Source organism: Microcoleus sp. N9_B4, from assembly GCF_036701635.1.
Lineage (GTDB): Bacteria > Cyanobacteriota > Cyanobacteriia > Cyanobacteriales > Microcoleaceae > Microcoleus.
This window is the reverse complement of record NZ_JAUBRC010000004.1, coordinates 1-18,848: the sequence shown is the minus strand read 5'-3', so window position 1 is coordinate 18,848 and position 18,848 is coordinate 1. Positions and strand designations below refer to the sequence as shown.

General features: G+C 47.0%; 19 protein-coding genes. 9 read left to right on the top strand and 10 right to left on the bottom strand.

Annotated features, from left to right (window positions below):
- Positions 1-97 precede the first annotated feature (97 nt).
- A complete protein-coding gene (locus tag QUA43_RS03535) occupies positions 98-409 on the bottom strand; it encodes a 30S ribosomal protein PSRP-3 (RefSeq protein WP_333037125.1) in 312 nt (103 codons plus the stop codon).
- Positions 410-585: 176 nt separating this feature from the next.
- Here QUA43_RS03535 and QUA43_RS03530 point away from each other — a divergent pair, with 176 nt between their 5' ends.
- Both QUA43_RS03530 and QUA43_RS03525 read left to right on the top strand, forming a co-directional pair.
- Complete coding sequence (locus QUA43_RS03530; RefSeq protein WP_333371074.1) at positions 586-1,386, top strand: TIGR01548 family HAD-type hydrolase; 801 nt, start codon at positions 586-588, stop codon at positions 1,384-1,386.
- A 325-nt stretch (positions 1,387-1,711) separates the two neighbouring features.
- Positions 1,712-1,948, top strand: coding sequence for a hypothetical protein (locus QUA43_RS03525; protein WP_333371072.1), 237 nt, complete (start codon positions 1,712-1,714; stop codon positions 1,946-1,948).
- A gap of 205 nt (positions 1,949-2,153) precedes the next feature.
- Here QUA43_RS03525 and QUA43_RS03520 read toward each other — a convergent pair whose 3' ends face one another.
- Positions 2,154-2,972, bottom strand: coding sequence for a tetratricopeptide repeat protein (locus tag QUA43_RS03520; protein ID WP_333371070.1), 819 nt, complete (start codon positions 2,970-2,972; stop codon positions 2,154-2,156).
- Positions 2,973-3,199: 227 nt separating this feature from the next.
- Between QUA43_RS03520 and QUA43_RS03515 the strand changes: the two genes are divergently transcribed.
- The gene (locus QUA43_RS03515) at positions 3,200-3,988 is read left to right on the top strand and encodes a cobalt-precorrin-6A reductase (protein WP_333371068.1); all 789 of its coding nucleotides are present in this window, start codon (positions 3,200-3,202) and stop codon (positions 3,986-3,988) included.
- A gap of 304 nt (positions 3,989-4,292) precedes the next feature.
- On the opposite strand, the gene QUA43_RS03510 is transcribed toward QUA43_RS03515, so the two are convergent.
- The 4 genes from QUA43_RS03510 to hpsA all read right to left on the bottom strand — a co-directional run bounded on the left by QUA43_RS03510 (position 4,293) and on the right by hpsA (position 11,798).
- Positions 4,293-4,940, bottom strand: coding sequence for a prepilin-type N-terminal cleavage/methylation domain-containing protein (locus tag QUA43_RS03510; RefSeq protein ID WP_333371066.1), 648 nt, complete (start codon positions 4,938-4,940; stop codon positions 4,293-4,295).
- A 58-nt stretch (positions 4,941-4,998) separates the two neighbouring features.
- Positions 4,999-6,027 carry a hormogonium polysaccharide secretion pseudopilin HpsC gene (hpsC, locus tag QUA43_RS03505; protein WP_333371064.1) on the bottom strand — a complete coding sequence of 343 codons (1,029 nt, stop codon included), beginning with the start codon at positions 6,025-6,027 and terminating at the stop codon, positions 4,999-5,001.
- 79 nt (positions 6,028-6,106) lie between these two features.
- Positions 6,107-6,757, bottom strand: coding sequence for a hormogonium polysaccharide secretion pseudopilin HpsB (gene hpsB / locus QUA43_RS03500; protein WP_333371062.1), 651 nt, complete (start codon positions 6,755-6,757; stop codon positions 6,107-6,109).
- Between the two features lie 40 nt (positions 6,758-6,797).
- On the bottom strand, positions 6,798-11,798 hold the full coding sequence (hpsA, locus tag QUA43_RS03495) for a hormogonium polysaccharide biosynthesis protein HpsA (protein ID WP_333371060.1): 5,001 nt from the start codon (positions 11,796-11,798) through the stop codon (positions 6,798-6,800).
- 255 nt (positions 11,799-12,053) lie between these two features.
- Here hpsA and QUA43_RS03490 point away from each other — a divergent pair, with 255 nt between their 5' ends.
- From QUA43_RS03490 to aroF, 3 genes are all read left to right on the top strand, one after another.
- Positions 12,054-12,290, top strand: coding sequence for a hypothetical protein (locus QUA43_RS03490; protein WP_333371058.1), 237 nt, complete (start codon positions 12,054-12,056; stop codon positions 12,288-12,290).
- 108 nt (positions 12,291-12,398) lie between these two features.
- A complete protein-coding gene (locus QUA43_RS03485; protein WP_333371057.1) occupies positions 12,399-13,163 on the top strand; it encodes a sulfotransferase domain-containing protein in 765 nt (254 codons plus the stop codon).
- Positions 13,164-14,024: 861 nt separating this feature from the next.
- A complete protein-coding gene (gene aroF / locus QUA43_RS03480; RefSeq protein ID WP_333371055.1) occupies positions 14,025-14,885 on the top strand; it encodes a 3-deoxy-7-phosphoheptulonate synthase in 861 nt (286 codons plus the stop codon).
- A 49-nt stretch (positions 14,886-14,934) separates the two neighbouring features.
- On the opposite strand, the gene QUA43_RS03475 is transcribed toward aroF, so the two are convergent.
- On the bottom strand, positions 14,935-15,087 hold the full coding sequence (locus tag QUA43_RS03475; protein WP_333371053.1) for a hypothetical protein: 153 nt from the start codon (positions 15,085-15,087) through the stop codon (positions 14,935-14,937).
- 157 nt (positions 15,088-15,244) lie between these two features.
- Here QUA43_RS03475 and QUA43_RS03470 point away from each other — a divergent pair, with 157 nt between their 5' ends.
- Entirely contained in the window at positions 15,245-15,442 is a 198-nt protein-coding gene (locus QUA43_RS03470) for a heavy-metal-associated domain-containing protein (protein ID WP_333371051.1), read from the top strand.
- Positions 15,443-15,619: 177 nt separating this feature from the next.
- On the opposite strand, the gene QUA43_RS03465 is transcribed toward QUA43_RS03470, so the two are convergent.
- Positions 15,620-16,027 carry a metalloregulator ArsR/SmtB family transcription factor gene (locus QUA43_RS03465; protein ID WP_333371382.1) on the bottom strand — a complete coding sequence of 136 codons (408 nt, stop codon included), beginning with the start codon at positions 16,025-16,027 and terminating at the stop codon, positions 15,620-15,622.
- A gap of 148 nt (positions 16,028-16,175) precedes the next feature.
- Here QUA43_RS03465 and QUA43_RS03460 point away from each other — a divergent pair, with 148 nt between their 5' ends.
- Both QUA43_RS03460 and QUA43_RS03455 read left to right on the top strand, forming a co-directional pair.
- Positions 16,176-16,343 (top strand): metallothionein, encoded by a 168-nt coding sequence (locus tag QUA43_RS03460; RefSeq protein ID WP_333371050.1) that lies wholly within the window; start codon positions 16,176-16,178, stop codon positions 16,341-16,343.
- 288 nt (positions 16,344-16,631) lie between these two features.
- Positions 16,632-16,892, top strand: a complete 261-nt coding sequence (locus QUA43_RS03455) for a DUF7219 family protein (RefSeq protein WP_333371048.1) — start codon at positions 16,632-16,634, stop codon at positions 16,890-16,892.
- 13 nt (positions 16,893-16,905) lie between these two features.
- Here the strand turns inward: QUA43_RS03455 and QUA43_RS03450 are convergent, their stop codons facing one another.
- Both QUA43_RS03450 and QUA43_RS03445 read right to left on the bottom strand, forming a co-directional pair.
- Entirely contained in the window at positions 16,906-17,694 is a 789-nt protein-coding gene (locus tag QUA43_RS03450) for a transposase (protein ID WP_333371380.1), read from the bottom strand.
- A 126-nt stretch (positions 17,695-17,820) separates the two neighbouring features.
- Positions 17,821-18,848 (bottom strand): group II intron maturase-specific domain-containing protein (locus QUA43_RS03445; RefSeq protein WP_333371046.1); only part of this gene is annotated, 1,028 nt, incomplete at its 5' end.

Genomic DNA, 18,848 nt, shown 5'->3' with positions numbered 1-18,848 from the left:
GTGGAAAAAGCGTCAAATCCTCTCGCCTTCTCCCCTCTCTCCTTCCCCTTGTCAGCCATAACAGGCAATTTATATGGATAGCAACTAAAAGCGGGGCTTAGTTGCTGCCGGTAAAAGTCACTAGGGGGAATCTTGACTGAGCTTCAGTCATCGGGCGCCGTCTGCCTTCCTCTTGCCAGTAGTTGATGACTTCTGTGGCTTGGTTGAGGATTTCGACGCGATCGTTGTCAGCAATCCAGTGTTTGGCTTCGAGTTCGTTTTTGAGGTCTTCCCACGCATCTTTGCGGGGCCAGAAAAAGTAGGATGTCAGCGGGCTAGTTCCTTTACCTACAACTTGGTCAACGGCGAGGGCAACATTCTCTTCTAGCCAGAGAACTTTTAAGATGAACTTGGACAAGCAAACCTCCAGGGTTCCGATCGAACTTGTTAAAAATTTCTACAATCGCTAAGCGTAGCACACTTGTTCGATAATTGGTCATCGGCCATGAAAAGTTTTGTGGCGCGGCTGCTTTTAGCGCCACTCAGGGGCTGGGAACAGATAAAATTTGGGTTCTCACGCGCCCTAGGTACAAGGATGGTTAAGTTGTGAACAGAGTTATTGTAGTTTTTGACATTGACGGTGTGGTGCGGGATGTGTCGGGTTCCTACCGGCGGGCGATCGCCGATGCGGTGGAACATTTCACGGCGGGTGCTTTTCGCCCAAATTCTCTCGATATCGACTCTCTGAAGTCTGAGGGAGTGTGGAATAATGACTGGCAGGCGTCTTTCGAGTTAGTTTGCCGTTATTTTGAGGGGATTGGGCGATCGAGAAATGAACTCGCTCTCAACTATGACGAATTAGTGGCTTTTTTCCAAAGTCGCTATCGGGGGCCCGATGAGAAAAATTGGACTGGTTACATTTGTACCGAACCGCTGCTGTTAAGTCCGGCTTACCTGGAAAATTTAACGGTTGGGGGCATTGTTTGGGGCTTTTTTAGCGGGGCGATGCGGGATGAAGCTGCTTATGTTTTGTCTGGGAAACTGAGTTTAAATTCCCCGGTGTTGGTGGCGATGGAAGATGCACCGGGAAAACCCGATCCGGCTGGACTTTTCGCGGCAATTGAACAGTTGGAAACTCTGCACGGTTTAGAAAAAAATTTGCCCGTGATTTACGCGGGAGATACTGTTGCGGATATTTACACGGTTGTGAAGGCGCGGGAAGTGCAACCAAATCGGGTTTGGCTGGGAATCGGAATTTTGCCGCCTCATGTTTTGGATGATGCTATGCGCTGCGAGGCTTATGCTGCAGGGCTGGAAAATGCGGGTGCTGCAGCGGTTTTCAGGAATGTCGAGGAGTTGACGGCTGCGCGGATTCGGGAATTAGTTCTGTTGACGGTTGACTGTTGACTGTTGGCTGTTGACTGTTGACTGTTGACTGTTGACTGTTGACTGTTGAGTGTTGAGTGTTGAATCGGGGTCAAAAGAATGAAAATTGCCCGCTATATTTGTTGGCAGCTTGATTCGACTTTACGCTTGACGATGAAGCGCGGATTTGACACCGATATTATTGACAAACAAATGTAATTTTGTTAAATAATTTTGCACTTTATTCTATTGACAAGTAAATGTAGTTTTGTTACATTCATTTGTCAATTTTTGCATCTTTGAGTTGACAATATCTGCTGCTGCGGCTTAGTACAGAGTAGAGGTCAATCTCTAGGAGAGTGCCACTATGTTAGTTTCACGATCGAGTGATAAACAACCTACGCCGGAAGAAACTCGGCAACTAGAAAAGCTCCAAGTCAAAATCGAGCGAGCTGTTGCTGACGGCAAGATATCTAAGCATGAAATGGAAGACATCAAGAGAGCGATTTGGGCTGACGGAAAAGTTACTGTTGAAGAACTGGAACTATACAGAACATTTGTGACAGATAGGATTGTTTCTGGAGATGTGGAATACGAGTTTTGAGAATAAAGAAGTTTAGCAACGAGCGGTGTACTGGTGAATATTGAGGAAATAAAGAAGAAAGAAGGAGGAAGAATTATGATTGTTCTTCAAGAGTTTATTTCCTGCTAGCTTTGGGTGACATTTGACAATTATTTGGAGCATCCCTTTGAGGAATTATACCCCACAATTATCGGGATGCTCGCAATTTTTCATTGGCGTTGTGAGATTATTTTAAGTGCAAGAATTTGTCTAGGGCGCTGACTGCAAGTGGTGGCCAGCGGCGGGTATTGGCAACCCAATCGAGGTCTTTGTAGCGGGAGTCAAGGCCGATGGCTGCTACCCAATTGCTCTCAGCTTCGCCGCGATTTCCTGCTTCCCAAAGACAGGCGGTGAGGGCGGCTCTCATGTCGGCAAATTGGGGGTATCTGCGGACGATGTTTTTCATGTTGCGAATTGCTTCTTTGGTTTGCCCGTTTTGATAAAGTGCGAGGGCGTGGTTGGCGCGGGCAAAGGCGTATTCGGGGGCTAATTCAAAGGCTTTGTTGTAGTCGGCAATTGCTTGTTCCCATTGTCCTAAACCTGCTTCGGCGTTGCCTCGGTTGTTGTAGGCGGCTGGATCTTGGGAGTCTAATTCTAGTACATGATTGTAGTCGGCGATCGCATCTTGCCAGCGTCCTAAACCTTCTAGGGCGGTGCCGCGGTTGAGGTAGGGATCGGGGGCGTCGGGTGCTAGCTCGATCGCTCTTTCGTAGTCTAAAATAGCTGCTTGTAGTTTGTTTTGGCTGACTCTAGAGTTGCCTCGGTTACTCCAAGCGGCGGCTTGTGAGGGAAATTTGTCAATGATTTGAGTCCAAAAAGTTTCTGCGGCGGGAAATTTGCCTTCATTTGTAGCTTCAAAAGCTTTTTGAACGAGTTCTCCTAATTCCTGTTGGGGATCGGCGATATCTGTTGGTTGTACTTGTGCGGCAACGGGGGCGATATTTCCCAACCATACTAACCCGGTTACAATTAATACTGTAAAAAATGTCAAAAGTGAGCGAATCATTGTTGTTGGCGGTTTAAACTTTATTAAACATATTATTAACCGAATTTGCGGGCGTTGCTTGGATAAGTTATACCAATTTTTTATGAGGTTGCATAGAATCCGATCCCCCCTAGCCCCCCTTAATAAGGGGGGGACAAGATTCTTCTCAAAGTCCCCCTTCTTAAGGGGGATTTAGGGGGATCGAGATATGTGCAACTTCACATTAAATTGGTATTAGGGATAATTTTATGAAAAAACGGTTGCTAATTTTGGGGGGGACGGGGGATGCTGCGGAATTGGCGGTAAGAGCGTCTCAAATTGCGGAAATTGAGGTGGTTTCTTCGCTAGCAGGACGCACTCAACAGCCTTTTACCCCAAAAACGGGTACGGTGCGAATTGGGGGGTTTGGTGGGGCGGCTGGGCTGGCGGAGTTTTTGCTCGATCGCGCAGCCCGCCCCTACGGGGGCTACGCCAACGGAGACGATCGCCCGATCGACTTTTTAATCGATGCGACTCATCCGTTTGCGGCTCGGATTTCTGCTAATGCTGCTGTTGCTGCTGCTGAATGTAATGTACCTTTTTTGATGCTGGTGCGTCCTGCTTGGGAGAGGGTGGAGGGCGATCTCTGGATTGATGTTGCGGGCCACTCGGAGGCTGCAAAGGCTTTATTAGGGCAGTCTCAGCGGGTGTTTCTCACGATTGGTAGGCAGGAGTTGGCTGCTTTTGCTGGTTTGGATGCTATTTGGTTTTTGATGCGGGCGATCGATCCTCCGGCACTAAATTCTCCTATTCCTCATGGTAAGTTGTTATTAGCAAGGGGGCCTTTTTCTTTGGAAGAGGAGCGCCAATTACTATTAGAATATCAGATTGATACTATTGTTAGTAAAAACAGCGGGGGCGCTGCTACTTATGCGAAAATTGTGGCGGCTAGGGAACTGGGAATTCCGGTGGTGATGGTGCAGCGGCCGCGGATTCCCGATGTTGAGCAGGTTGCTGATGTTGCAGGGGCGATCGCTTGGTTGGTTAAGCAGTTATGATATCAAATTCGTTAGCATCGGAATAGTAAATTCGAGTTCACTGTTGACGGTTCACTGTTCACTGTCAACAGTCAACCGTCAACTTCATTCCGGTGTAACCGGCAATGATATTAGTAGGGTTTCAAACATCGGCCAGGTTATGTCTTTGAGTAATAGTTGATTTCCTGGCTGGATGATTATTTGTTTTAGTTCTAGCTGCATATTTTGACTGTTTTAATAGGATTTGAAATATAAAATAATTTAAGTTAAGAGATTTTAGCAATTCACAACTTATGCGGAATTGCTGTTAGAGATTGAAAAATATCTAGGGTATTACTGGACAACCCTGTCCTGTTACAGCATTGAATTCCCCTTCATCAGTTCTCATTGCTCCTAGGATAGTTTCAACAATCACACATTGTTTCGCACCGCCACTAAAAGGAGCAACTGTGACTATAAAACGGTCAGTGCTTTGTGGTGGCGTGCTAGTCTCTATTGATGGGCTTGTGATGTTTCCTTGGTAGTTAAAAGTGATTGAGGCTGTATTATTGATTAAGGGTTTATTAATTGAAAGTTTAATAGTGTCTGGTTTGATTTCGCCTCCAGCGTCGAAAATCACTGTTTGTAGCGGAGGGTTTTGGGCTGGATCTGTATTAATTGTAGCTGTTGGTGGGTCAACCAATGGATTTAATGTAACTACTCTATCGCTCTTAGTTCGTTTTGCTTCGCTTTGTGCAGTTCGCAAGGTTTGCAAAACGCGATCATTCACAGTGCGAACTCTTTGCCTGTTGATGAATGCCAGCCAGCTTGGAGCGGCGATCGAACTTAATATACCTACGATTAACGCTATCACCAGCACTTCTAGAAGCGTGAATCCTCCATCGCCCTTTCTGGATGCAGTTTTGTGGAAATTAGGGCTGGGCTTGGCAGCCGAGTTATGCAAAAGTTTTAATAATATTGGTGGGGTTTTCATGCTACTATCCTATTGTTTATCGGTCGGCTGCGATTCAGAAATGTGCCTCAGAAATCAGTTACTTTCCTCGCGCGCCTAGACCTTGTACTTGAACGGTTGCTGTTGGGAAATATGCCGAACTGGTTGTTTTGAACTCAGCATCGTTTGGTTGAAGGCGACGCAGGCTATTTCCTCTGATCGTAACTCGGGCTATGTTTTTAGCTGTATCTACACAAGCGTAGAAGCTATTGGTTGAGCCGTCGGCTGTTAATAAATCTCCTTGAGTTAATGCTGGTGCTGGTGCTGGTAGGTCTGTGACGCCAAGAGTAGTTTTGCACTGTGGTGGAACTGGAACGTTGGCTGTACTGTGGTCGATGTAATTAACCAGAACTTCCGGATTTTTTGCTGCCTGTCCCACAACAGTCACATTTTCTGTTGGCTTGCTGAGGTCGAACAGTGAGTTAAAAGCTGGATCTTTCTTTTGAGCATCTGTTGTCTCAGTGTCAGGGTAATAAGCCAAAGTTGACGGGTCTTTTACTCCATCCCTAATTTCATAGCGGGCAATACGGGTAGGACAAGGACCTCCTGAAGGCTGACACCAAGTAACGTCGTTGTCTTTAAACTGGTAGTACGCAACTAATGAAAGTACGTAGGTATCGTTGCATTCATTAGGCCTAGTAGCGCAGGTGTTTGGTTTTGCAGTAACAGTCGGGTTAATAGGAACTGAATTTTTCATCTGTTGCCGCTTCCAAAATACGAGTATCGGAGTTCCGTTAGCAGGAGCAGGTAATTTTCCACTCGTAGGAAGAGTGCTATTATTAATAGCATTGATTCCTTTCTGATCGTAAATATAAATAGCTTGACTCAAATCTTGGGCGATGAAATCAGCGGCGGCCTGAAGGTCTTGCTCGGTATTTGATTTGACTTGTTCTCTCCTGTCGGTATTCAGCATATCGACTACAAAACCGAGCATCGGCGTGATGATTAAAAACGCCATAATTGCTCCGACCAATAGCTCGACTAGAGTCATGCCCTTTTCTGTTTGAGCTTGCTTAGAGCGGTTTTGCCGATGCTGATTTTTCAGAAGCAACCTGAGTAAAGTTTTCATTTTGACTCTTTCCTTAGCCGAGTGGTTGGGAGGGATTTTAATCTACTAACACTTACTGTAATTATGGGCATACAGTAGTTTACGGTGTTGTTTTTTTGAGGCGATCCAAGATTGACTTATACGAAGGATTTCCGGTAGCAGGAATCTCTGTAGACATTTCTACTACTGGCCTTGTCCTATCGCCCAAACCAGAACCCACAACAGATTGCTTCGCAGTCTTTGGGGTCGGATTCAAAGTTATACCCGAAGCAAAGGAATCAGCCCTGTAAACCCGGACTAAGAGCTGATAGCCTTTTAATGTGGGATCGTTATTAGTAATAGATGGATCGGGATTTAGCCAAGCGCCCTGAACGTAAAAGTCTTTGGTGCTAATCGTCTCACAAGATCCCGTTCCATCCATGTCAACGCAGTATAAATCGGCGTTATTTCCCGGAACTGGTGCGTTAGCCAAATCTTCCTGATTTGTCGTTGTGTATCTAGCGGGAAACCCTTTTATTGTGCCACCAAACTTAATTGACTGCGATCGCAAACCGTTAATGTAAGCTTTCGCCGCCTGCGTTGCCAGTTCTGTCCGCCGCGCTTGGACGCGAGTCGCTACTGAGAAGGCCATCACGGGGGCGATCGCGATCATCAGCACCGAAACTACAATCATCGCTACCAATGACTCGATAATCGTGTAGCCACCATCTCGCGGCTGGGATAAATTTTGGTGTTGTTTTTGCTTAGTCATAAATAGGACTCCAATAATTGCGCGGCGGATAGTTAGAGGGTTAGAGGCAGTCGGCAGTTGTGATGGTTTCGGTGGCTTTCTTGGTGGTATCTGCTTCTAGAACTCCGCACATCAAAGTTTTTACCCAGTCGTCATTGCGAGGTACTTCCCGGAAATACTCAGCCGGGGTGGGTATGGAGGGAGGAGTCGTGAACTTTCGGGTAAACAAGTCGGGTGGCTGAGATAGCAGACCCACGTCAAAACCCCAATCCCGCAGGGGCGGGGTGAAGAAGGGAAGGCGACCTACCGTAGTGCCACTAATGGTGACGCTGGCGTTACTGGTTCTGTAATAAGGCAATGGAGCGCCGCCAGTGTAAGTGATAGTAGTTGAGGGTGGGTTGGGCGATGAATCGAAAAGACTCCGTAATTTAGTAAGTGGAGCAGTCTGCTGCGGGGCCACCGGATTCAGAATCGGGATATAGGGCGCGGTGCTGTAGGCACTCCGGTTGAACTGGATAAAGGAACCCTGGATTACTGATCCCATCCCACTCCAGCTTTCCAAGAATCGGGTCAAATTTTGCACACCGCCGTTAGAGTCACCGACGCCATTACCGATCGCTCGGGAAGGAGTATCATTCGAGCCTACGACCATATTAGATGTTGTCTTTACAGCCTTCGGTATCCACCCGGTGTCGGCCACGACACCTGTACCTGCTGGCAAGCTGGTCGGTGGAGGAGTCGGCGCCGCCGTCACAGTTTGGATCTGCAAAACGGGCATTAGTAGCGGCTGCGAGCCTTTACCTACGGCTGTTACAGCAGCTAATTCTGGCAGTTGAGCACCGCTCCCGTCCTTCCTAGCCTGGTTAAACACAAAGGGAAATTTTTCTGAACCGTAAGTCACCGCATTAGCGCCTGATGTAGCAGTCGTGGCAAACCACAGAGAATTAGCTGTTAGATTTGTGCTAGGCCCAGCAGGAGCAACGGTGGTGCCACTAATCCCTAATGGCACAGGATCATTAGCATTTGTTGGTAGATCCAGTTGGTCACTGGAACGAGAAGGTCCCCCTCTCTGAAAGGCAACACGGCGGGGGAAGCGTTGCAATTCTGGCGCTGGCGCCCTAGCAGTTGTTCCGGCTCCGGCGGTATATTGTGCAGCGGTGATGCTAGCACTTGCCTTCAAAGAACCCACCGGATTTACAAACCAGTCCTCATCCTTACAGTCAGAAACGGGGATTTTGTTACAAACTTCCATTAAATACTCGGGGAAAGTCCCGCGCCGCTGCACTGGGGTAACAAAGTTGTTGAAGTAAGAACTGTTAACAGGATTGCTGTTGTTTGCGTAGTTTTCGTCTGTAACTGCTGTGCCTCCTGTGTTAACTAAAGTGCCATTCGTAGCTTTGAATGCCCCGCTGGAAAGTCCGTTTGTGACAAAGTTGTTGCTGTAAAATCCTTGCTGTTTGCGAGGCATTACAGCCGCCGCACCAGCATTATTTCTGAGGTCAAAATCTCCCTCGTTGCGGAAGCCAAAACGGTAATTTTGTGAAAGCAGAGTGACTGCATCTGATAGTACGTTTGCGGGACGCCAAGTATCGCCTGTTGTACAATTACCAGCTAATCGGGGGTCCTTTGGGCGACAGGCAAAGTTCTTATCAAGGTTTGTACGATCGTAAAAGCTAGCCAAATCACCGGGCGGATCAAACTCTTGCTTGGAGTGAAGGTTAAAATCACCTTGGATATAAACCGGCAAATTAGATGCCAAAGTCAGCCCCTTTTCTATGACTACATCTGGCACAGTAGGAGGATTGGGGCTGGGAACTCTGCCTAGCTCCCGACCATTAACAAGTAAAATTCCGTTGGGCTTGCGAGTAGGATCTAGTAGGGAATCTGTGGGGCTGACTGTTTCGCTCCTACTTTCATCTATGCCGCCGGCAGCAAGAGCTGGGCGAAAACTTCGATCAGGCAGCGCATCATCGCGACTGGCATAAATAATCCCGCTGTTTGGCAGTAAAAACTCCCCGGTTCCAAATGTAGTTGTTCGCAGTTGTTGGAGGTCTATCCGAGTGGCGCGAATTTCTAGGGGTTCCCGTTCTTCTAAAGGCAGATTGTAGTTCCCTGTTAATTTGGCTGCTTGGGCAACTGTGGTGGGGCTGCTCAGCGTAAAGGCTTCGTTAACGTTGGTTGTCCAGTCATCGCGATCGATCGCCTTGATTTCTCGGCCGTTCAAAAATGCTACTTCTCTGATTGCCCCGTGAGGAATCTTAGGGTTAGGATCGGGTGTGCTGCCAGTGGCGAGAATGCTCAAAGCGCAAAGAGTAGAGTCAATAGCAGCTTTTTGTGCCAAAGTGCGATCGTCGGGAGCTTCCTGAAGAGCATCTCTCAAAGGCTTGTTGGCAAACCGACCGTCCGGGAATACTAAATTGGCTTGCGCGTCCAACCTAGGATCGCCACTACCGCTCAATAACCCATTAGGCGCGACTGTGGCCTGGGTACCCGGTCTCGCTGCCACTCCTGGGGAGCGGTAGGTAATGCCATTATTAGAGCCAACTTCAGTACCGGGAAACCCTAGTGAAGGATCGCCACTGACATCTTGGGCAAGTCCGCTTAAATTTCTTGCTGTCGAAGCCGTGCTGGGGTCGTAATAGCTGCTGACGCAGGCCAGAGGTTTGTCATTGAACTCTCCTGGAGCCGTGGTACCATCTGCATAGTGATAAACTACTGTCGCCCGCATCCGCAAATCGCCCTTGGCATACTGGGGAGTGTTGGGGTCTATCGAGCCTGTGACGGCCGATGGCAGCCCCTGTGGCGGTAGCCCTCCAGGAGGTTGAGGAGGAGTTGTTGGCAGCACGGTTCCGGGCCAATTTATCCAATTTGCCGCATTAAAAGGGCCGCCAGCACTATTGTTGTAAACTTTAGATCCTTGTCCTAGCGGCGACATCGGCATGGAGTCCGGCCATACGACGGGGAACTTCTCCTCCACAGTAGTAGTTGGGTCGTCGTAAGTAGCCGTGTCCCCAGTTAAGGTTGCGCCATCTGCAGGATTTATCCAACTGGGGGGTGGTAGGAAAGAATTTTTGCGCTCGTAAACCCCTGCACCAGTAATGACGCGCAAGCCGCCATTGCCGTCTAATGGATTTTCCGGGTATCTCGCCGCTTCTCCTTCCCAGAAACCGTCGCGATCGATCGCTCCCACATCAGCGAGCTTCGTCACCTGTGGCGATCGTTCGCGCGTAGTGCCGGCGTCGCCCGGATTCCACTTCGCTGCTACTGTTTCCGGCGTGTTGATAAATTTGGCGCCGTCCCATCTGAGGGCTGGCAAGTTGTTGCCTGCCACAACGCGATCGCCCAGAAATTCTTCTTCAGTAGGAGGTTCTGGTAGGGGGTTTGTTGCTGGTAGCTTATCCAGCTTTAGGTTAATTTTGGTGTCGGCAGGGTTTGGAAGGCTCCATTTGTCTACAGGTCTTAGGGTGTCTTGGGTGCCTAGAATGGGTGGGGTTCCGGCCGGTGTTGCCCATGAAAGACCGTACCCTGCCGTTGCGTCTCCTCCAACAAGAGGCACTTCCGCAAAAGGAACCTTCCGGGTGAGCTGTTTAAAATATTCTGTCAGCGCTTGTTTGCGATCTTGGGTATCCGGCCGCTGCTGCACTAACAACGGATCGTTAGTCTCGGGGTTGGTGCCGTTTTCTCCCATCTGCGCTTCTACTAGCAAATCTAGGCGCTTTGTATAGGCTTCGTTGTTGTAAAGAACGTCTAAGGTTGGATTGCTAGCTGATTCCTCACTGGTCTTAATTTCTAATTTTTTCGTCACCGCCATGAATGTGGTTCTTGTACCGGCCGCAGGCAGGCTAGCTTTTTTGTAAAGGTGTACGTCCACTACCTTTTTGGTGTCGTTGTCAGTTGACACACCATTTACTACATTGCCTGCCACAACAATTTTGCTATTTTCTTGATCGTAGAAACAAGACTCTGGGCTGCTGACCTGATACAGTTTGATGCTGTTAGCGTCAGCAGCCCCTGATACCAGCAAATTACTGTTTGTAAATAGTCGCCCGTTTAGATTCAGCGGAGGTCCCGGCGATATTTCTAAATCGTCTTCATAAACCACCGCGTTGTTGGCGATAGGAATGCGGATTTGGTCTTGCTGATATTCCAAGGCTGAAATGCTGGAAGTGCCTGTGAATTTTTGATAATTAGTAGTACCCAATGCGGTCGCTTCGGTATCTGTTATGGGTACGTTAACTGTATAAACAAAAAAACTTTTTTTAAGTTTGCCGTCTAGCCTGTACCAGCCTGAGTCACCTGCTAAACTAGCAGCAGTACCTCCACCCTGCAAGCACTTAGGATTAAGTCCTGCCACTGACATCGGCGGCGTTCTTGCTTCCAGCGGTTTTCTTGGTCTTAAGAACTCGCCCAGAGTAGGGTTGTTTTTATCGTCATCCCTTGGGGGGGTGCGGAAGAATATGCCGTAGAGCGTAAAAGTGTCAAATTTTCCGTCGTTGTTCGTATCGACGGGATATCTCCAAGCAGTGTTTATAGATTCATTGGTTTCGAGATTAAAATTAGGATCATTAACGCGAAGATCGGGAGTTATGCCGCCGGTACCGTCTAGGTTATACTGAAGTTTCAGGCGTTCCTCGTCCCCAAAGGTATAACGATCACTTGCACTTCCACCTGTAAGGGGGTTGGCTATCAGCAGGTACAAATCTTCATCAGAAGGAGTACCCCGATTCTGGGTTTGCTCCAGCAAGAACTGAATTTTTGCTTTCGCCCGATCGAGCGCGGGAGTGGCGGCCGCCAGCACCTGCTGGTTCACGCGCACGTTACGCGCCGTATTAGCCCGATCGAACGATCGCAGGGTAATCGCCACAGTCAACAAAATCACTACCAGCAACACCATCGTCACCGTCGGCAGCACAAACCCCGCCACCGGCAGTCTCGCCCTCCGGCCCATAGCCATCAGGGTTTGCAGCATTGCTCTCATCAGCCGCTTCGCCCCGGATCTGGTAACACCAGCAATCCGCCGCAGCAGGGATACGATAACTTTGGATAATTTGCTCTTAAACATTGACGCCTTCCTGAATAATTTCAGAGATGGTATTGCAGGTAGTTACTGCTCGACAGTACAATCCCATCTTTATTGTTCCCATTTTTTGCCAGTTGCATATCAGCCTCTTGCACAAATTTAAATCTGTACTTTCGCTGAAAAATAAAACCCACAAACCCCCAAGCAAAATCGCCGCCGATAATATATTTTTCAGCGAAAGATTTGCCCCGCAGGGATTAGATATTCCTAACTCCACTCTAATCTAGTTAAATTGAAATGTCAGCGGTCAGAGCGAGAGTGAATTCGATCGCCCAAAAACAGCGATCGCGATCGTCTTCGATGTATTTCCCAGCCCGCCCCGGCAGGCATTGTTTGTCTAGGATCAGTTTCAACCACCGGAATCTAGAATGTAGAGAGGGCGATCGAATTGTGGTTAAGCCTGTCAGTGCGATCGAATCTAAATTGGGCGATCGAATTGCCGTAATCCCCCCAAGTGCGATCGAATTGCCGTAATCCCCCCAAGTGCGATCGAATTTTCGTTTGCCCCCCGGCGGACTATCGGTACAAATGCCAAATCCGAAACACTGTCAGTACAAGTGCAAAATATAAAACATACAACCCATGAAACAACCCTCCAAACCCCCCGACTTCATCATCATCGGTGCCCAAAAAGGCGGCACAACATCTCTGTACAATTACCTAATCCAACATCCCCAAATCGCCCCCGCCGCCCAAAAAGAAATCCATTACTTCGACTTCAACTTCGACAAAAGCCCAGACTGGTACTGTTCCCAATTTCCCCAGCCCCAAACAGGCGAAAATCTAGTAACCGGAGAAGCCAGCCCCTACTACATCTGTCACCCCCAAGTTCCCCAGCGAATTTATGATTTATGTCCGAAAGTTAAAATAATCGCCCTGCTGAGAAACCCCGTAGAACGCGCAATTTCCCACTATTATTACTATATCAAAATAGGCTACGAATCCCTATCATTAGAAAGTGCGATCGCCGCCGAACCCGAAAGACTCAAAGGCGAAATAGAAAAACTCCAAACCAACCCAAACTACTACAGTTACGAACACCAACACCACAGTTATCTAACCCGCGGCATTTACGCCGATCAACTCCCAGCCTGGATGAAACTTTTTCCCAAATCACAACTTTTAATTCTCAAAAGCGAAGACTTGTATACCAATCCCTTCGGCACATACAACAGCGTCTTAGACTTTCTAGAACTGCCGCCGCACCAACTACAAACCTACGAAAAATACAACGCCACCCAATATCCCCCCATCAACGAGACAATATACGAGCAATTGAGAGCATATTTTCGATCGCACAACCAAAGACTAGCCGAATTGTGCGATCGAGACTTCGGCTGGGATTAATCAATATCTCTCCCTTGCATCAAAGTATCGTTCCCCCTCGCATCCGAAAGCTCCCTCTTGTCCCCCCCTTAATAAGGGGGGTTAGGGGGGATCTAAACTGCGCTACAAACGAGAAATACATGAGGACTTTAAATACTCATGCCCCCCTTAATAAGAGGATCACGGGTTAAATTTGAGTGCTTCTTGTTCCCCCCTTATTAAGGGGGGTTAGGGGGGATCTAAACTGCGCTATAAACGAGAAATACATGAGGACTTTAAATACTCATGCCCCCCTTAATAAGAGGCGTTAGGGACTATCGAAACGAATGTATAAACGAGACATATTCCTGATTAAGGGGCGAAAAGAGCGATCGAACTCCACGTTACTACTTAGCCCCTCGATCCCCCCTAGCCCCCCTTAATAAGGGGGGGACAAGAGCGGCCACTCTACAAAACTTTTGCAAAAAATAACTTGACATCCCCCTCTCCCTGTGCTAGCTTGTGCAATAGTATTGTGTTTAATCCACAAATCGCAGCACTTCAACTATGTTCACAGCCAAGTTCACAGCCAACAGCTATTTTTATTTTTGGTGCAGCCAAGTTCGCCCGGAGTGAATTGGTAATTCACTGTGAACATCCGGGCGAACCGCAGATTAACACCTGCGGTTTTGTTTTTTCTACTTCTTTTCCCAACCACCAATCGAGTACAAGCAAAAACAGCAATGACATTATTCAGTAACTGGTACAACAGCTTTTATTTTTGGCCCAACCAAAGTTCTGGGTAAATTGTCGCGCTGTCTTTTCGCACCAACCCGGAACTCCTAAAAGTTCCGGGTTTTTTGTTTTCAACCACCCACTTAAATTCCCCAGGAAAATTCCCTCATGTTAGAAGCCAAACTCGTCACTAAATCTCATCCCGAACACCAAACAATTGTCAAACTCTCAGAAACAGTCTCAGTCGGCGGCACAGAATTATTAATCATCGGTGGCCCCTGTACCGTCGAAAATTCCGCACAAATGGAAACAGTCGCCCGCCAACTATCCGCCGCCTCCGTGCAAGCTTTGCGAGGCGGAGTCTACAAACCTCGCACTTCTCCCTATGCTTTCCAAGGGATGGGAATTGAGGGACTCGAAATTTTAGCCGATGTCAGCCGGCGTTACGGTTTACCCGTGGTGACAGAAGTAATGTCGATCGCCCAAATCGAGCCAGTTGTCACCTATGCTGATATGCTGCAACTAGGCAGTCGGAATATGCAAAACTTCGAGTTACTAAAGGCGATCGGTCAAGCCGGAAAACCAGTCCTGCTAAAACGCGGCTTATCAGCCACCATCGAAGAATTTGTGATGGCCGCCGAATACATTCTCAGTCACGGAAATCCTCATGTAGTTCTCTGCGAAAGAGGCATCCGCAGCTTCGACAATTACACCCGGAATGTATTAGATTTAGGTGCAGTCGTAGCGCTGAAACAGTTAACTCATTTGCCAGTAATAGTAGACCCTTCTCACGCAGTCGGCAAGCGAGAATTAGTCGCACCACTAGCCAAAGCAGCGGTTGCTTGCGGTGCAGACGGATTAATTATTGAGTGTCACCCGCAACCGGAAAAATCGGTTTCTGACGCGCGGCAAGCTCTTTCTTTACCAGATATGGTAGATTTAGTTGCGAGTTTGCGCCCTGTAGCCGCCGCCGTTGGGCGGTGCATACCGGAGATTAATGTGCCTTCACAGGTATTAAGTTTGAAGTGATATTAGTGGGCAATAATCTATAACTTTTAACGTCCAACTCTACAGTCGGTTAAAACTGATATCTTGCACCATTCTCAGCAACAGGCAAGATGCCTGTTCCACAATAAAATTTATCTTTTGTGGAACAGGCGTCAGCAACAGGCAAGATGCCTGTTCCACAATAAAATTTATCTTTTCTGGAACAGGCATCTTGGCTGTTCATAAAAGGTTAATTGAGAATGGTGCAAGATGTCAGTTTTAACCGAATTGAGCTTTGAGGCAGGGGTTTAAACCCCTGCCGGAATCGGGAAAAGCGCGTGTTTCAGGAATTTAGATTAAAATAAAAAATAATACTGTCATCTACGAAAATTTGCTTAATTATGGCAATACTACTTAAAGTTCCCTCGATCGTCTGCTCCGGCTGCGCTGATACAATTACCAAAGCCATCAAAACTGTTGACTCCGATGCTACTGTCAATGTGGATGTCGCAGCTAAGACTGTTACAGTTGAATCTCAAGCTTCTGAAGAGTCAATTACACAGGCAGTTGTTGCTACGGGCCACACCGTCGAAGATTGATATCGAGTTTGGTGAGGGCGGGTTTACGAGATTATTGGTCTTAAACCGAAATTATTGGTAAAAGCCGCCCCTACAAAATTTTAAATCGATTAGCAATGCCCAATGCCCACTGCCCACTGCCCAATGCCCAATGCCCAATGCCCAATGCCCACTGCCCAACGCCCAACGCCCAAAAGATTATTCTTCGTCTAAGTGTTCGGCGACTGCTTGGTAAAGTTCCAAAACGTGGCGATCGAGTAAACTATAAAAAACTTGTCTCCCAACCTTGCGGTAACTTACCAACCGCATCGCCCGCAATGCCCGCAACTGGTGCGATACTGCTGACTCGCTCATACTCAACGCCGCAGCCAAGTCACACACGCACAGTTCTTGTTTTGCCAACACCGACAGCAGCCGCAGGCGATTCGCATCTCCCAAAAGACTGAAAAACTCAGCCATCCGCTGCGCTTTTGCGGTGTTGAGAACTTGTGTTTGGATGTCCCCGGCCCGTACACTGTCAACTAAGTGCGGTCGATCGCACGTTGGTGTATCGTTTTCTTGGTGAGTCTGACTTATCGCTCCATTAACAGCAGAGTTGGGTGACATCTTTTCCCGGCTAGTTTTAATTCTCATTTTTATTTTAGTGCGATCGGTCAACCTTTTGTAACAAAATTTTTACATTCCCTTGACTAATATCTGAATATGTGTTCAGATATTAGTAGATACACACAACCCCACCAGGAGAATCTAAAGTATGACTACCGCCACCCAAACAAAATGTGCCTGTCCTTCATGTTCGTGCGTTGTCAGCCCTAGCGAAGCCATTGAAAAAGACGGCAAAACATACTGTTCCACTGCTTGCGCTGAGGGCCACCCCAACGGCCAAGGCTGCGGCCACACTGGCTGCGAGTGCCACAAGTAAATATCCACCTTCACAAAAGGTTAATCAACACTTTAAAATCTAGCTAAAGGGAGATGCGAAAAGCGCATTTCCTAATTTTTTTGCTTTTAGGTTAAAGAAAAGTTAAAATAAAGCTAACTTAAGGTTAAGACTGCATTAATAGACTAAATACAGAGCGAAAAAGCACAATTGCTACTTGCGGAATACAATAGAAGCAAGTTAGCGCCGCGATACTGAGTACAAATAGTGCTATTAACAGCAGAGACCGAACCAAAAGTTGAATACCAAAAGTTAAATTAGGAGGGGGCAATGAAAGAGCGGGAAGATTTTTTACATCCTCGCAATCGCTACTACGGTGATTTCACGCCAGAAAACTTGGCGTTTAATGCCAACTTGCAGGAGTTTGCTCAAAAAATAACTTATATTTGCTCGCTGGAAACTGGGGGGAAAATTAGTGCTGAGAAAGCCTATAAAGATATTAAGGCGCTTTGGAAAGACTTAAAATCCTCTAAGAAGCAATTGGGAATTGGCCAAACCCCCCCCAGTACCGAGGAGCAAAATTCACCGTGAACTAACCTGACGGTCAACTGAGTACAGTTAGACCGCAGGCTTTTTTTTCCTTTTTTTCAAAGGCTTTTTTGAGTGACGGAGTTCCCCCGCCACTTTCGTAACTCAATCCAATCTTCTTTATAAGTTTGGCTGAATTTTCATCTCGATCCAAGGATTCTCCACACTGACAAGAATGCCACCGATGTGATAATTCTTTCGGAACTTTGTTGAGGCAATCCCAGCAATGTTGAGAAGTTCCTTTGGGGTCAACAAATAGAACAGTTTTACCTAACTTCCAAGCAACATATTTGAGAACGCTGGCGAATTGTCCGTGAGCAGCATCAAGCATGGATTTGTTCAAGCCACTTTTTGCTGACTGGCCGTTCGGCAAATAAACCAAATTGCCATTCTCAATGTCAGTTTTAGGCTGGGCGCGTCTAGTTAGATGTTTAACACTCAAGTCTTCAACAACTAAAACTTCACACTTGCTAAGTAACTCATGTGCAGTTTTGAATTGAAAATCTAATCTAGCTCTAGCTACGAACTGATGGAGTTTGGAAATCTTGTCCTTGATAACTTTCCCAGGCTTAGAACCCTTAACTCTATTAGCTAACTTCGCTTGAAGTCTTGCTAATTTCTCAGCCGACTTCCTTAAAAACCTAGGATTCTCAACCCTTTCGCCATTGGATAGGTAAACGTAATTGGTTATTCCCAAATCAATACCAACAGTATTTTCTTCAGTCGGTTGAATTTCTGCAACCGTTACGGGAACCGTTTTATCTTCTAGCGTCAGGGAAATATACCACCCATCCGCTTCTCTGATAACTGGTTAGAGTCGATAGGAGCGTTACCACTCCTAACTCTCCTTCAGAACGGAACGTGATACTTTCGCATCATTCCGCTCCTTGATAATTCCACCTTTGTTATAGGTATGATTCAAGACCAACTATCAGGTTTTAACACTTCCTTCAGAGCGCATTGACCCGTCTGTTGCTGTCTTTGTGTCGTGGCAGTGTTTATGCAGAAGTTGTAGGTTGTCGTAGGTATCCTTTCCACCTAACGATGTTGGTTTGATATGGTCAACTTCTACAATGTCTGTACTGGTAAAGTACAGACCGCAGTGAGAACAAATACCCTTTTGACGCTTGATTAATGATGCAACCCTGTTAGGAGTTTCTGGGTATTCACCTCTACGCTTGCTCCAATAAGTCCAGTTTCCATCAAACGGACTAGCAACACCCTTTACTTTGATATGCCTTACGATTGGCGTATCTGAATGTCGTTTTAATTCCAACCCATTTTCTGTACTGAAACACCAATTTCGGTCGCCTACTGTTCTCCAGTATTTGTCCTTGTTGATGCCCCCTTTTCCCCTCGTTCTTGCCCAGGCTCTCAACTTGTTGTAAGTTAGGTTGTCAACCTTTGAGAAGATTTCTTTGCTAACGACTGTTGAGTAGTAGTTTGACCATCCCTTAATGATTGGATTCAGCTTACTAATTAAAGCAGCTTGTGGGGCGGTTTTATGGGTGTCTATTGTCTCAGCAATTTTAGCTAGATGCACTTTAACCTTGGCTTTTGAGGGTGTTATTAGTGTTTTAAAACCTAGCGGTGTTCCATTTGTTCTATTGGCACATCGATATGCACCCGATTTGAATTGTTGTACATGGAAACCCAGGAACTCAAACCCAACATTACCATCAATCTCAATGAGGGTGTGGGTTAATTTTGTCTTATTCGGTTTTAACTCCAATCCCATATCACTTAACCACTCAGCTATTATCTCTCGACATTTCTTGACTACGTTCAAATCCTCATGGATAATCACGAAGTCGTCAGCATAACGGATTAGGCTAAGGGCGTTCCGGTTGTCCCGTTTGTTTCCTTTTAGTGTTTCCGCGTACTGTTTGACTCTTTCTTCCATACCGTGTAAAGCAATGTTCGCAAGTAAAGGTGAAATCACCCCTCCCTGTGGTGTAC